The following is a 13,572-nucleotide window of genomic DNA, read 5'->3' on the forward strand; positions in this document are numbered from 1 at the left end:
ATTTTGATTATTCATACCATTATTCAAGCGCGATCACATTCGCTTGCGTATTCAAAGGCTAACTGTTTATGAGTATGACCCCGGCTACGGTCACAACACCATTAAATACCCTTACGTTCCCGCTGCACGGTGCAAGGCTTATCGAAGCGTCGGCGGGCACAGGTAAAACCTTCACCATTGCAGGTTTGTATTTACGCCTGTTACTTGGGCATGGTGATGCAAAGTCACGTCATCAAGTGCCACTGACGGTCGATCAAATTCTAGTGGTTACCTTTACTGAAGCTGCCACTGCTGAGCTTCGCGACCGTATTCGGCGGCGCATTCATGAGGCGCGTATCGCTTTTTCGCGCGGTTTCAGTGATGACCCTGTTATCAAACCGCTACTTGATCAAACCAGTCATCACAAGCAAGCGGCGCAAATATTACTGCAAGCGGAACGGCAGATGGATGAAGCGGCAGTCTATACCATTCACGGCTTTTGCCAGCGTATGCTCACCCAAAATGCGTTTGAATCGGGCAGCCGTTTTAATAACGAATTTGTGACCGATGAAAGTCATCTAAAAGCGCAAGTGGTCGCGGATTATTGGCGTCGTCAGTTCTATCCGTTGTCGATTCAGCTTGCTGCGGAAGTGCGCCGTTTATGGTCATCACCAGCGGCGCTGCTTGAAAAAATCAGTGGCTATTTAACTGGCTCGGCGCTAACGCTCTCTGTTGAAGCGATGAGTGGCGATTTAAGTGCGCTTTATCAATCGTGTCTGTCACGCATAGAGTCGCTAAAAAAGCAGTGGCTTGATTCATGCGATGATTTACCGCCATGCATTGAAGCTTCAGATTTGCATGCAGCAACCAAGAAAGCGTTGCTGAAACGGCTAGAAGGGTTAGCGTTGTGGGCGAACAACCCACAGCATGAATTGAACCTACCGAGCGAATTACAAGAGTTTGCACAAAGCGCGTTGGAGGCTAAGTCGAAAAAAGGTCAACCCCCGCAACATGCGCTGTTCACGACCATTGAGCTCTTTTTGCAACAACCCATCAGCTTAGAAGCGCCGCTGCTGGCGCACGCTATTACTCATTGCCGAGCCATGCTTGCCAAAGCGAAAGCACAAAAGCAGTGGTTATCGTTTGATGATTTGCTCACTCAGCTTTCTGCCGCGATAGATAATGATGAGCTGGGCATACTGACTGAGCGGATTCGCAGCCTTTACCCCGTTGCGATGATCGATGAATTCCAAGATACCGATCCGCTGCAATACAGTATTTTTAGCCGTATTTATCTGCCTAAGGCTGAATGCGGTTTGTTTATGATTGGCGACCCAAAGCAAGCGATTTACGCGTTTCGTGGTGCAGACATTTTTACCTACATCAAAGCGCGTAAACAGGTGAGCGCACACTACACCTTGGGGACCAACTGGCGTTCTAGCGCGAATATGGTCAATGCCGTCAATCAGATTTTTAGTACGCCTGATAGTGCTTTTATCTACGACCAAGACATTCCCTTTTTACCCGTTGAAGCCAGTCCAAATGCGCAGCAGCGTCAATGGTGGCTTAACGGAACCGTGCAACCAGCGCTCACCTATTGGCTGCAAGAAACGCAAGACAGCCCGTTGCCAAAAGGCGAATACCTGCAATGCATGGCCAAAGCGTGCGCCAGCCAAATTCAGAGTATTTTGAGCGCCGCGCAGCATCAACAAGCGTACTTTGATACTGCTAAAGGGCAAAAGAGCGTGCAAGCTGGTGACATCGCAGTCTTAGTACGGACGGGTAATGAAGGTCGTATGGTGAAAGAGGCGCTCGCCACGCAAGGCATTGCTAGTGTTTATCTCTCGAACCGCGATAGTGTTTTTAGCAGCGAGGTAGCACAAGATGTACAGCGTCTATTGCAAGCGGTACTGACTCCTGAACATGATCGCGCCTTGCGGGCCTGTTTGGCCTCACCACTTTTCGCGTTAGATGCTGCCAGCTTGGATGATTTAAACAACGACGAATCGGTATGGGAAAACGCGGTTAACGAATTTAAACAATATCGCCAATTGTGGCTTGAGCGCGGCGTGCTTCCTATGTTGCGCAGTGTGATGAGTAAACGTCACGTCGCTGAACGTTGGTTGGAAGAGCCGCAAGGTGAGCGCTCACTGACCGATTTTATGCACATCGGTGAGCTACTACAGCAAGCGCGACAAGAGATTGATAGCGATCACGGTTTGCTGCGTTGGCTGGCACAAGCTATCAGTGACGCCGAGCATGGCCTAGGGGGCCGTGATGATCAAATTCAACGTTTGGAATCCGAACGCAACTTGGTGCAGATCGTCACTATTCACAAATCGAAAGGTTTGGAATACGACTTAGTGTTTCTGCCGTTTGTGGTCAGCTATCGAGAGGCAAGTGAAGGCAAATATCATGATGCCGTGAATGAGGAAACTGTGCTGGATATTACCGCCAGTGAAGCTTCTCTCAAGCAAGCAGATAAAGAGCGGCTTGCGGAAGATCTGCGCTTGATTTATGTAGCGCTGACTCGTGCTGTGTATGGCTGTTTTATCGGCATTGCGCCGCTGCGTAATGGCCGCTCCACCAAAGAGCCAACCGGTGTACATTTAAGTGCCATTGGCTATCTGCTGCAAAATGGTCAAGCCGCAGGCATTGCCGATCTTAACGCTGCGTTGCACGCTCAATCTAATCAATACATTCGTGTTTCTGAGCCACCAGCCGAGCAACCAGAGCCGTTTAAAGCGTTGAGCGTCGAGACGCCGGTATTGAGTGCCAAAACACTGCAAGCGCAGATTGACCGTTTTTGGCGAATGACCAGCTATTCTGGGTTGGTAAAACAAGGTGTGAAACACGCTAGCCACGACGCGAGTTTAGAAGTCTCAGGCTTTGATATCGACTCTGTTGATGAGCAAGCGGAAGCTTTACTGGTTGAACCTGAACGTTCCATTTTCACTTTTCCACGCGGTGCAACGCCCGGTACTTTTTTGCATTCTCTCTTTGAAGAGGTTGAGTTTACTGAGCCTGCTAGCAGCGATGCTAACCAAAAAGTGATACTGGATTTACTGGTGCGAGAACAAATCGATATTGAATGGTTACCAGTGTTACAAACGCTGGTCGATACCGTGTTACAGACACCTTTAGATGGTAAAACGTTGCGTTTGAACCAAAAAACCGCCACTCAGCGCTTGGTTGAAATGGAATTTCTATTACCGATAGAAGTACTGAGCGCCCCAGCATTGAACCGTGTCATTCAACGCCATGATCCACTGTCGGCCAAAGCCGGAGATCTTGGTTTTTACACTGTGCAGGGCATGCTGAAGGGCTTTATTGATTTGCTGTTTGAGCATCAAGGAAAGTATTACGTGCTGGACTGGAAGTCGAATCATTTGGGGGATGATGTGAGCGCCTATCATGGCGATCGTTTGAAAGCGGCGATGGCAGAGCATCGCTATGATTTACAATATCAACTCTACGCATTGGCGCTGCATCGATTCTTACGCAGTCGTCTAGCAAACTATAACTACCATCGCCATTTTGGCGGAGTCTATTATCTCTTTTTACGCGGCATGGATGGCGAGTCTGAGCATGGGATTTTCTCAACCAAACCGAGTTTTGAACTGCTTGATGAGATGGACAGATTGATTGATGGAGAAACCGTAGATACTCGCGCGACCGATGCGGGGCAAATGGAGTTAGATTTATGAGCAGTACGCTAATGACAACGCTTAAGCAGTTAGCGGAAAAAGGCGCTATGCGTCAGTTAGATTACCAATTCGCGCGTTTTATCGAACAAAAAAGCCAGCAGCAACTTGGCGCTGAACATAGCCAAGCGCTCGGATTTATTGCCGCGGTGGTCAGTGCTGAATTGGCCAAGGGGCATATCTGCTTACCTTTAGTGGACGCTTCAACGGCGCAGGGTGTCGACCTCGCAGCTAAGTTAGGCTTGTTTGGTGAGGCAGCATTGGCGGTCAATCAGCACCTATTGGCGATTGATTGGCCTTGGCTACTCAACCGTTCAGACTTAGTCGGACAACAAGGGGAAGCGGTGCCTTTAATGTTTGATGGGCAACGTTTATACCTACACCGTTATTGGCATTATGAAGTTACCTTAGCACAGCGTTTAATCAGCTTTGGGACACCCATGAGCCTAAAGCCTACTGATGTCCAAAAGCTAAAATTGCTGCTCGATACACTGTTTGCGCGTCAATACCACTTTCTGCTCCATGCGCTTCACCAATTGCCAGAGGCAGCAAATGCATCAGTACGCCAGCAACAAGTGTGTGATTTTCTGGATGTGGTCAACGCCGATGAACTTGATTGGAATGAGATTGATCAAGTCATTAGCCAAGCACGTACGGCGAAAGAACTCGAAGTATTAGAGACGCTGATCCCGCAAAGCGTTTGCATCAACTGGCAAAAAGTCGCAGCGGCAGTGGCACTGACACGCCGCTTTGCCGTCATTTCTGGCGGGCCGGGAACCGGTAAAACCACCACGGTTACCAAATTACTAGCCGCTTTGATTACCCAAGCCCAACAGCAAGGTGAGACGCCCACCATTAAATTGGTCGCACCAACGGGTAAAGCTGCGGCACGTTTAACGGAATCGATCGGTAAAGCGGTGGCTGAACTGGCGGTTGAGCCGGCGTTGAAAGCGGCGATTCCCACCGAGTCGAGCACTCTTCACCGTTTATTGGGCGTCATACCTAACAGTGTTGAGTTTCGTCACCATCAGCGTAACCCGCTGCATTTGGATATATTGGTGGTTGATGAAGCATCGATGGTCGATTTACCGATGATGGTCAAGTTAATCGAGGCATTACCCAAACACGCGCGCTTGATTTTACTGGGTGATAAAGACCAACTTGCGTCAGTCGAAGCGGGCGCTGTGCTGGGGGACATTTGTTCATTTTTGACCTTAGGCTACAGCCGAACGCACAGCGAGTACCTAGCTAAGTTAACAGGCCATCAAACACTGATTGCTCATTCACACCCTAACGCAACCCCGATTTCAGACAGCTTATGCATGCTGCAAAAAAGCTACCGCTTTGATGTCCGATCAGGCATTGGTCAATTAGCAAAAGCGATTAATGCTGGGCAGGTGGCTATGGTGGATGAGGTGTTAAAACGTAATTATGCTGATATTACGCACCACTCACTCAGCAGTGAAAGCTATAACCTAATGCTGAAAACCTTAGTCAAGGAGTATGGTCGTTATCTCACGCGCATCGAGAATTCTGGTGCTGACGCTTCGGAAACTCAAGCCCAAAAAGCCAAAGCTGTATTGGATTGCTTTAATCAATGCCGTTTGCTTTGCGCTATTCGTGAAGGGGATTTTGGGGTAAGTGGTTTGAATCAACGTATTGAACGTGCGCTGGTCGCACGTAAGTTGATTAAGACTCAAGATGAGATTTGGTATCACGGCCGACCCGTGATGGTGGCGCGTAATGATCATGGGCTGGGTTTGTATAATGGTGATATCGGCATATGCATGCTTGATACGAGCGAGCAAGAACCGCGTTTGAAAGTGTATTTTGAGCTGCCAGATGGTAGCGTGAAAGCCATTTTACCAAGCCGCGTACCAGAGCACGAAACAGCCTATGCGATGACCATCCATAAATCACAAGGCAGTGAGTTTGATCTAACGCTGATGATTTTACCGCCTGATTTTAGCCCGATATTGACCAGAGAGCTTATCTATACTGGCATTACGCGCGCCAAGAAGCAGCTGATGCTTTTTGCTGACATGGGAACGATGAAACGAGGGCTCAAGATAAAAACGCAGCGAGCCAGCGGCTTAGTTACGAGATTAGACAAGAGACTAGCGTAAATCAGCAACTGGAATAAACGAGTTTGAGCTGTCCCCACACAGTTTGAAATTTACATGGTATGTTCAATTCATTCCGTTGTTTGGGGGAAGCTCAATTACTGATTTGGTGTGCTGCTATGCGAAAGCATGAGTAAAAGAGATGTTTCTGATTTTATAACGATCTTGCGAGCTGAGTATAAAGACTCGTAGCTTGTCGTTAACGGGAAATACGCAATGCACATGTTGGCCTTCAAGGAATTGGTTATCAGCCATATCCCAAAAGCTTTGAAGTGAGTTACAAATAACAGTTTTCATAGAATTTTTGCTCTTAAGTACGTGTCGTAGTAAAAGCAATCCGTGCAAGCCGACCCACTGGTATCTGACCAATCGGTATAAAGCCAAGTTCCTGTGTTGTTCATTAAATGTACATCATTAATGATGTCGGCGGATTCTACACATAATATTAAGTTAAATAAAGCGCTTATTTTGTATACAAAATAATGAAAACGTTTGCACTTGATCAAAGATAAACTATTCACTATAACTTAACGAATAAATACAATATCCTGACGTTAGAGCGTCAGTACTAAAATTTTTGAACGGCGTTGATAGTTGTACAAACTCTGTTTAGTTATCGGTAACGATTCCACACCGACTTCATAAAAACCTTGTTCTCTAAACCAATGCAAACTGTGCGTTGTCAAAACAAAGAGGCGATCTAAACGCATCGATTTTGCTTGTTGCTTCATGTGATTGAGTAACAATAAACCGCGGTTGCCGTCCCGATACTCCTGGTGAATAGCGACACACGCCATTTCTGCCATGCCCTCTTCTGGGTAAGGGTAAAGCGCGGCGCAACCAATCAATAAGCCATCTTTATCAATAATCGTGAATTTGTGGATCTCTTGCTCTAACTGCTCACGTGAACGCCGTACTAATATTCCTTGTTCTTCTAACGGGCGGATTAAATCGAAAATTCCGCCGATATCATCGATCTGTGCCTGACGGACTTGTTCGGCACTTGCCATGACAATCTGAGTGCCGATCCCGTCAAAAGAGAACAACTCTTGGATCAAAGCACCATCTTGTTTGTAACTGACTAAGTGACTACGTGGCACGCCTGCGCGGCACGCTGAAACGGCGGCTCGCAGAAAGCGTGAGGTACCTGAGCTATTATCCTGAACTTGGTCGGTATCTGCTTCAATACGCTGCATTATCCGTTCAACATCAGATGGAAACAGTTCAGCAATCGCGTTGCCTTGCTCATCGATAATGCCTTGCTCTGAGCAAAAACCGATCAGCTTATCTGCTTTTAGGCGTATTGCGACTTGTGTGGCTACTTCTTCAGAGAGCAAATTAAAACATTCGCCAGTGACGGAACTCGCAATAGGCCCCAGTAGCACGATCGAACCTTGGTCAAGCATACGGTTGATGCCTTCAATATCAATACGGCGAATGCGGCCACTGTGGCAATAATCGACACCATCATCTATACCTAATGGTTGAGAGATAACAAAATTACCACTAACGATATTGAGCTGAGTACCAGCCATTGGCGTGTTATTTAAGCTCATTGAAAGGCGTGCTGTGATAGCGAGTTGGAGCTGCCCCGCGGCTTGCATGACTAAGCTGAGCGCTTCCTCATCAGTGACCCGAATGCCTTTGTGATAAGGAGTGGAGCAATGATGTGTCGCCAGAATTTGATTGATTTGTGGGCGAGCACCGTGCACCAAAACAATTTTGACACCAAGGCTATGCAGCAGTGCGAGATCGCTGATGATATTAGCGAAATTTTTATCGGCAATCGCTTCACCGCCGAGCATGATCACCATGGTTTTACCACGGTGAGCGTTAACATAGGGAGCAGATTGTCTAAATCCTTTAACGAGAGCTGTACTGCGAATTTTCACTCTGAGAGCACCTTGGTGTTTAAATATGTTCAAATAATGACTTTTTATTCACGTGTCGGCAAGTGGTTTTTTGAGTTTGGTGCAATTATTCAATCGCCGATTTTATCTCTGATTTAGGACACGTTAGACTGCTTGCCAATAAAGGCGAAATATGGCCAAAACCAACGAGTTGAGTCGCATGAAAATGACAAAAAACGTAGGCCTTACGGCTACGCCTCAGTTCACAAACTTGCGAAGACGTAAGTACATTGAACGAGGCTTGATGCTGGTTGTGATGATTGGCTTGCTTTCCGTAGCGTCGCTATACGGTGATCTCTTTACTCGGTTGGAAAACTATTTTTCGCCAAAGGATGAGGTGTATGGGGTTTGGGTTGAGCAGTATGTTGCCCCTTATTCAGCCAAACGAATTGAATTGGGGAAAGCAGGCGTGATCAGTAGTGGCCGAGTACTCACCACTTCATTTGAGTTTGATGGTCATTTTTTAGAATACCAAATTGGTAATACGAGCTATCGTTACAAAATGCGTGATGATAGCAATACTGAAATGACGCAAATGTCGTCGTCGCACTACAATCCAACCTTCCGATTGTCAGGAAAATACCAAAAAAACCTCCGTTAACAATTCGCTGATTGCGGTTTAGGCGCGAGTTTGTCATGCTTTTAGCAACTCAAATAACGGATAACTTCTGTGATTAAGCAAATTTTTCCTCTTGCGGCAGTACTGCTGCTGTTTGGTTGTGCGCAACCGACCGACCGTGCTCAGCAATATTTGGATGGTGATTTCTCTAAAGCGCTCAACAAAGTAGACACGGTGCAGTCCAATACGCCACGTGACTTTACGCAATTTTCCAAACAGAGCGAACAAGTGGTGACTCGCTCGGCGTCGATGGCAGCGATTTATCAACCTTTGTATCAACAGATCAGTGAATGGATTTTGCAAAGTGGTGATCCACAAGATTTGGCGAATTTTGGAATACAAGCGGCGCAGCTTGGTGGTGGCGATAAAAAAGGTAATGTGCTTTTCACTGGCTATTTTTCTCCGGTGATGGAGCTTCGCCATCAACCGGATGAAATATTCAAATATCCCGTATTTGGTTTGCCTGAATGTTCGGCCGATTGCCCAACGCGTGCGCAAATTTATGATGGTGCGTTAGCTGAAAAAGGGCTTGAGTTAGGTTATGCGGCTAACCTGATTGACCCTTTCATCATGGAAGTGCAAGGCAGTGGTTTTGTGCATTTTGAAGATGACGATACGCTTGAGTACTTCGCTTACGCGGGTAAGAATAACAAAGCCTACATCAGTATTGGCAAAGTCTTGATTGAACGAGGTGAAGTGACACGAGAGAAAATGTCACTCAAAGCGATCAAGGAATGGGTGCTAGTCAATGATGAACCGACGGTAAGAGAGCTGCTAGAGCAAAATCCTTCCTATGTCTTTTTTGCGCCCAAAGCGGCAGCCCCCGTCACTGGCTCTGCCGGTATTCCACTCCTGCCGATGGCATCGGTGGCCGGAGATCGTTCCATCTTTCCAATGGGCACACCTATTTTAGCAGAAGTGCCGCTGCTCAATGCCGATGGTACATGGAGTGGCGCTCATCAGTTGAGAATGTTGATTGTGCTAGATACGGGCGGCGCGGTAAAAGATAACCACCTCGATCTGTACCATGGCATGGGCGAGCGCGCCGGAACGGAAGCAGGGCATTACAAGCATTTTGGTCGCGTTTGGAAACTGGGGTTAGAAAACTCAGCCACACAAGCACCTTGGGCATTGCCGCCTGAAAAGCTACAATAGTGACACAGGTTTCGACCTAGACTTTTAAATAAAGAGTGCGTATAAATCGCACTCTTTATTTTTCTATCGCTTTCAATCGGACTTTTAATTATGCGTGAACTCGATACCCCCGCTTCAGATAGCTACAACCAACGCTTCGGAGGCACTCGTCGCCTTTATGGAAATCGTGAGGTTGAAATACTGCGTGCTGCGCATGTGTGTGTGATTGGTATCGGTGGCGTTGGCTCGTGGGCAGTCGAAGCATTAGCGCGCACCGGCATTGGCGAGTTAACGCTGATTGATATGGACGATGTGTGCGTCACCAACATCAACCGTCAAATCCATGCGATGAGCGGTACGGTTGGGCAAAGTAAGATTGAAGTGATGGCCGAGCGGGTCAAGCTCATCAACCCTGAGTGTGTGGTGCACTTAATTGATGACTTTATCACGCCAGATAACCAGCACCGCTATTTGAGTCAAACGTTCGATTACGTGCTTGATGCGATAGACAGTTTGAAAGCGAAAGCTTCACTACTGGCTTATTGCCGTAGCAATAAAATTAAAGTGATTACCGTCGGTGGTGCGGGTGGTCAAGTTGACCCAATTCAAATCAAGGTCGCGGATTTAACTAAAACGATTCAAGACCCATTGGCAAAAAAACTCAAAGATACGCTTCGTCATCGCCATAATTTCCCTGTAAACCCTGCGCGTAAGTTTGGTATTGATTGCGTGTTCTCGACAGAGCAGCTCAAATATCCGCAAGCCGATGGCAGTGTGTGCGCGGTGAAATCAACCGCAGAAGGGCCAAAGCGGATGGATTGCGCCAGCGGATTTGGCGCTGCGACGGTTGTTACCGCAACCTTTGGTTTTGTTGCCGTAGCGCGCATTGTTGAAAAGTTAATTCAGAAACATAAGGTGTAACGTTAATGACTCCTTTTCCTGCCTCCCCCTTTGGTCGTGAGATTAGCGCTGATGACATTGTGGCGACCATGCAAAATTTTACTGGCTGGGAAGATCGCTATCGACAAGTGATCCAGTGGGGGAAGTTATTGCCCACGATGCCTGATGCTTTGAAATCGCAGCAAGTCAGTGTTGCAGGCTGCGAGAGTCAAGTATGGTTAGTGGGGCAGGAGTATCAAGAAATATGGTCTTTCTGTGCCGATTCGGATGCGCGGATTGTGCGTGGTTTAATTGCTTTAGTCCTTGCTGCGTACAACGGCAAGACCTACGCACAAATTCAAGCGTTTGATGTGGATGCTTATTTTGAAAAAATAGGCTTGATTGCCCATTTAAGTCCTTCACGTGGTAATGGCCTTAAAGCTATTGTCGATAAGATAAAAAATATCGATCCAAGCTGAGCATCTCCCCCCTTTTGATGAAAGGGGGGAGTTATTACAGCATATCAACCGCTTTAGTGATGGCGGCGATCAACTGTTCAACCTCTTGTTCGGTATTGTAAATACCAAACGAAATTCTCACTGTGCCAGTTAACCCGAGTGCATCCATTAATGGGTGAGCGCAGTGATGGCCAGAGCGAACCGCGATGCCTTGCTGATCGAGTAAGGTGGCTATGTCTTGATGATGAACGCCATCCATCACAAAACTGAGAATACTGGCATTCGGTTGATAGCCGATCACGCGAATATCATCGAGCTGTTGCAGAGCTTGATAAGTGCGTGCTTGCAATCTATGCAGGTGAGTTTCTACGGCCGTCCGATTGCAGTTTTGTAACCATTCGATTGCTTTGGCAAGGGCTATCGCCCCTGCGACATTCGGTGTACCTGCTTCAAATTTCCCCGGCAGTTCGGCAAATGTTGTACCTTCAAACGACACTTTTTCTACCATCTTGCCGCCGCCATGCCATGGAGGCATTGTTTCAAGCAGCGCTAATTTTCCGTACAGAACGCCAATGCCAGCGGGAGCGTAAAGCTTGTGCCCAGAAAAGAGATAAAAGTCGGCATCGAGTTCGCGCACATTGACGGTTTCATGCACAATTCCTTGCGCGCCATCAATCACGACCACAGCGCCGACTTGGTGCGCCAGTTTAATCACGGTTTCAATCGGTTGGCGCGTGCCCGTCACGTTGGTGGTATGGGCTAGGGCGACAATTTTGGTTTTATTCGATAATCGTGCTTGAAAAGCCTCAAGATCAAAGTGGCACTCTGGCGTGATGGGGACTTTGACGACGCTTGCTCCGGTTTGAGCCGCGACGATTTGCCAAGGCACTATATTGGCGTGGTGTTCCATTTCGCTGACCAGAATCTCATCACCGGCTTGCAATGTATTACGTGCGTAAGTCTGCGCGATCAGGTTGATCGCTTCGGTCGCTCCGCGAGTCCAAATAATCTCTTTACGAGATGATGCGCCAATAAATTGAGCCATAGTGTCACGCGCCGCTTCAAAATCGCTGGTCGCTTTTGCTGTTAAGCGATGGCTACCACGATGTACATTGGCATTTTGCGTACTGTAGTAATGGCTAATGGCATCTATCACCACTTGCGGCTTTTGCGTGGTAGCGGCGCTGTCTAGATAAATCAGAGTTTCGCCATCCACGGCTTGATTGAGCGCGGGGAATTGGTCGCGAATGGTCTGCACGTCAAACATTATTGCTCACCTAACTCGTGATAATTCAATGCTGCCAGTGTCACCATTGGTTGTGCAACTGACCATGCGTGTGCTTTACCTGAGAGTGATATGATGATCTCCATCGCGAACTCAAGTGCTGTTCCCGGCCCTTGGCTGGTGATTAATTGATGGTTTGTATCGATGGTTACGCGTTGATCCCGCCATAAATCAGTGGGGATATGATCGCGAAAAGCTGGGTGCCCTGTCATGATCGCTTGCGGGAAAAGCTGATGATGTTGCAAAACTAAGGCTGGCGTGGCACAAATAGCCGCCAACCATCGACCATGGTTATGCTGTTGCTTGAGCATTTCGATTAGCACTGGATTGTCACGAAAGATCTCAGCGCCTCCAACGCCACCGGGCAGCGCAATCACGTCAAACTCTTCATCGATCACATCCAGCAGTTTACAGTCTGCGGTTAATGTCACTCCGCGTGAGGCTTTCATCATCAATTGCCCGTCGAGATTAGCACTGGCAACCACGACTTGATAGCCAGCTCTGACCATCATATCAATCACGGTGATCGCTTCCATCTCTTCACAGCCCGTTGCTATCGGGACTAAAATTCGTTTACTCATTGGCTTTTCCAGCGGTGTTCTATCTGTTGAATGGCGTGATATAGCTTACTATTTTCTGGTGTTACGAGCTGATGTTGCTCTGCTTTCTTCAGTAAATAGCCCGTAATAAAGTCTATCTCAGTCTTACGTTGATAGAAAATATCTTGATGCATTGACGAATAATTCTCTGCTGTGGCTTGAATCACCTGCTTAACCTTAGCAAGCAGTGATGATTGAGTGATCGCAAAGCCTTCAGCGCTCATGACATCGGCGACTTCTGCAACAATATTTTCCAGCGGCCGTTGGAAGCGTTCATCGGCTAACTCACCATTGCGACATTGCTCTAATGCGGTGAGCGGGTTAATCGCGCAGTTAATTGCAAGCTTATGCCATAGTGCTTCTTCAATCGTGTTATTCCACATTACGTCTGGCAATGCATGCTGAAGTACATCCACTAGAAATTGACACTGCTTGCCTTGGGCGTTGTAAGCCCCTAATTGAGTTACGCCTTTGCCAGTATGCAACACTTGGTTCATTGAGGGCTTGAGTGCACCGTGCGTGGTGGTTGAAAGCACAATAGGAAAGTCATTCAGTTGATCCTGCATCGAATCAAGCGCGCCCATGCCGTTGTGCATAAATAGCAAAATGGTGTCACGATTGAGTGTATTCAGCAGCGGAGTGAGCGCTTGCTCGACTTGCCAAGACTTAACGGTAATCAGTAAGAGATCGGCATGGCAGAGCGCGCTGTGATCATTGCATGGCAGGGTAATAGACGCCTGTTTATCTAAAGCAATGGAAAGTGAAGATTGAGATTGTCTGCCCCATAATGAAACGCGGTGTCCAGCAGCATGCAGCTTTGTCGCCCAAAGCAACCCAACTGCGCCTGGCCCAAGCACGACGATATTCATAAAACCTCTCCAT

General features: G+C 47.5%; 11 protein-coding genes. 6 read left to right on the top strand and 5 right to left on the bottom strand.

The window, feature by feature from the left end:
* The first annotated feature begins 68 nt into the window (after nt 1-68).
* Both recB and recD read left to right on the top strand, forming a co-directional pair.
* Nucleotides 69-3,686 carry an exodeoxyribonuclease V subunit beta gene (recB, locus tag AACV20_RS03735; RefSeq protein ID WP_371319554.1) on the top strand — a complete coding sequence of 1,206 codons (3,618 nt, stop codon included), beginning with the start codon at nt 69-71 and terminating at the stop codon, nt 3,684-3,686.
* Entirely contained in the window at nt 3,683-5,809 is a 2,127-nt protein-coding gene (gene recD / locus AACV20_RS03740) for an exodeoxyribonuclease V subunit alpha (protein ID WP_170906909.1), read from the top strand. The genes recB and recD overlap by 4 nt, the downstream gene beginning before the upstream one ends.
* A gap of 114 nt (nt 5,810-5,923) precedes the next feature.
* Here recD and AACV20_RS03745 read toward each other — a convergent pair whose 3' ends face one another.
* On the bottom strand, nt 5,924-6,103 hold the full coding sequence (locus AACV20_RS03745) for a hypothetical protein (protein ID WP_013856153.1): 180 nt from the start codon (nt 6,101-6,103) through the stop codon (nt 5,924-5,926).
* Between the two features lie 257 nt (nt 6,104-6,360).
* Nucleotides 6,361-7,698, bottom strand: coding sequence for an amino-acid N-acetyltransferase (argA, locus tag AACV20_RS03750; protein WP_026027647.1), 1,338 nt, complete (start codon nt 7,696-7,698; stop codon nt 6,361-6,363).
* Nucleotides 7,699-7,849: 151 nt separating this feature from the next.
* On the opposite strand from argA, the gene AACV20_RS03755 reads away from it, so the two are divergent.
* The 4 genes from AACV20_RS03755 to csdE all read left to right on the top strand — a co-directional run bounded on the left by AACV20_RS03755 (nt 7,850) and on the right by csdE (nt 10,827).
* Nucleotides 7,850-8,317, top strand: coding sequence for a DUF2850 domain-containing protein (locus AACV20_RS03755; protein WP_017046570.1), 468 nt, complete (start codon nt 7,850-7,852; stop codon nt 8,315-8,317).
* Nucleotides 8,318-8,386: 69 nt separating this feature from the next.
* Nucleotides 8,387-9,490: a murein transglycosylase A gene (gene mltA / locus AACV20_RS03760; protein WP_170906910.1), complete on the top strand. Its 1,104-nt coding sequence runs from the start codon at nt 8,387-8,389 to the stop codon at nt 9,488-9,490.
* Between the two features lie 90 nt (nt 9,491-9,580).
* Nucleotides 9,581-10,390 (top strand): tRNA cyclic N6-threonylcarbamoyladenosine(37) synthase TcdA, encoded by an 810-nt coding sequence (gene tcdA / locus AACV20_RS03765; protein WP_170906911.1) that lies wholly within the window; start codon nt 9,581-9,583, stop codon nt 10,388-10,390.
* A gap of 5 nt (nt 10,391-10,395) precedes the next feature.
* Nucleotides 10,396-10,827, top strand: a complete 432-nt coding sequence (gene csdE / locus AACV20_RS03770; protein ID WP_170906912.1) for a cysteine desulfurase sulfur acceptor subunit CsdE — start codon at nt 10,396-10,398, stop codon at nt 10,825-10,827.
* Nucleotides 10,828-10,861: 34 nt separating this feature from the next.
* On the opposite strand, the gene csdA is transcribed toward csdE, so the two are convergent.
* From csdA to panE, 3 genes are read right to left on the bottom strand one after another with little or no spacing between them, the layout of a single operon-like run.
* Nucleotides 10,862-12,073: a cysteine desulfurase CsdA gene (csdA, locus tag AACV20_RS03775; protein ID WP_094129781.1), complete on the bottom strand. Its 1,212-nt coding sequence runs from the start codon at nt 12,071-12,073 to the stop codon at nt 10,862-10,864.
* Entirely contained in the window at nt 12,073-12,672 is a 600-nt protein-coding gene (locus AACV20_RS03780; protein WP_013856160.1) for a DJ-1 family glyoxalase III, read from the bottom strand. Before AACV20_RS03780 ends, csdA begins: the two co-directional genes overlap by 1 nt.
* Nucleotides 12,669-13,559 carry a 2-dehydropantoate 2-reductase gene (gene panE, locus AACV20_RS03785; protein WP_170906913.1) on the bottom strand — a complete coding sequence of 297 codons (891 nt, stop codon included), beginning with the start codon at nt 13,557-13,559 and terminating at the stop codon, nt 12,669-12,671. The genes AACV20_RS03780 and panE overlap by 4 nt, the downstream gene beginning before the upstream one ends.
* Nucleotides 13,560-13,572 lie beyond the last annotated feature (13 nt).

Origin of the sequence: Vibrio sp. B4-6 (assembly GCF_963888245.1) — a bacterium.
Classification (GTDB): Bacteria; Pseudomonadota; Gammaproteobacteria; order Enterobacterales; family Vibrionaceae; genus Vibrio; species Vibrio anguillarum.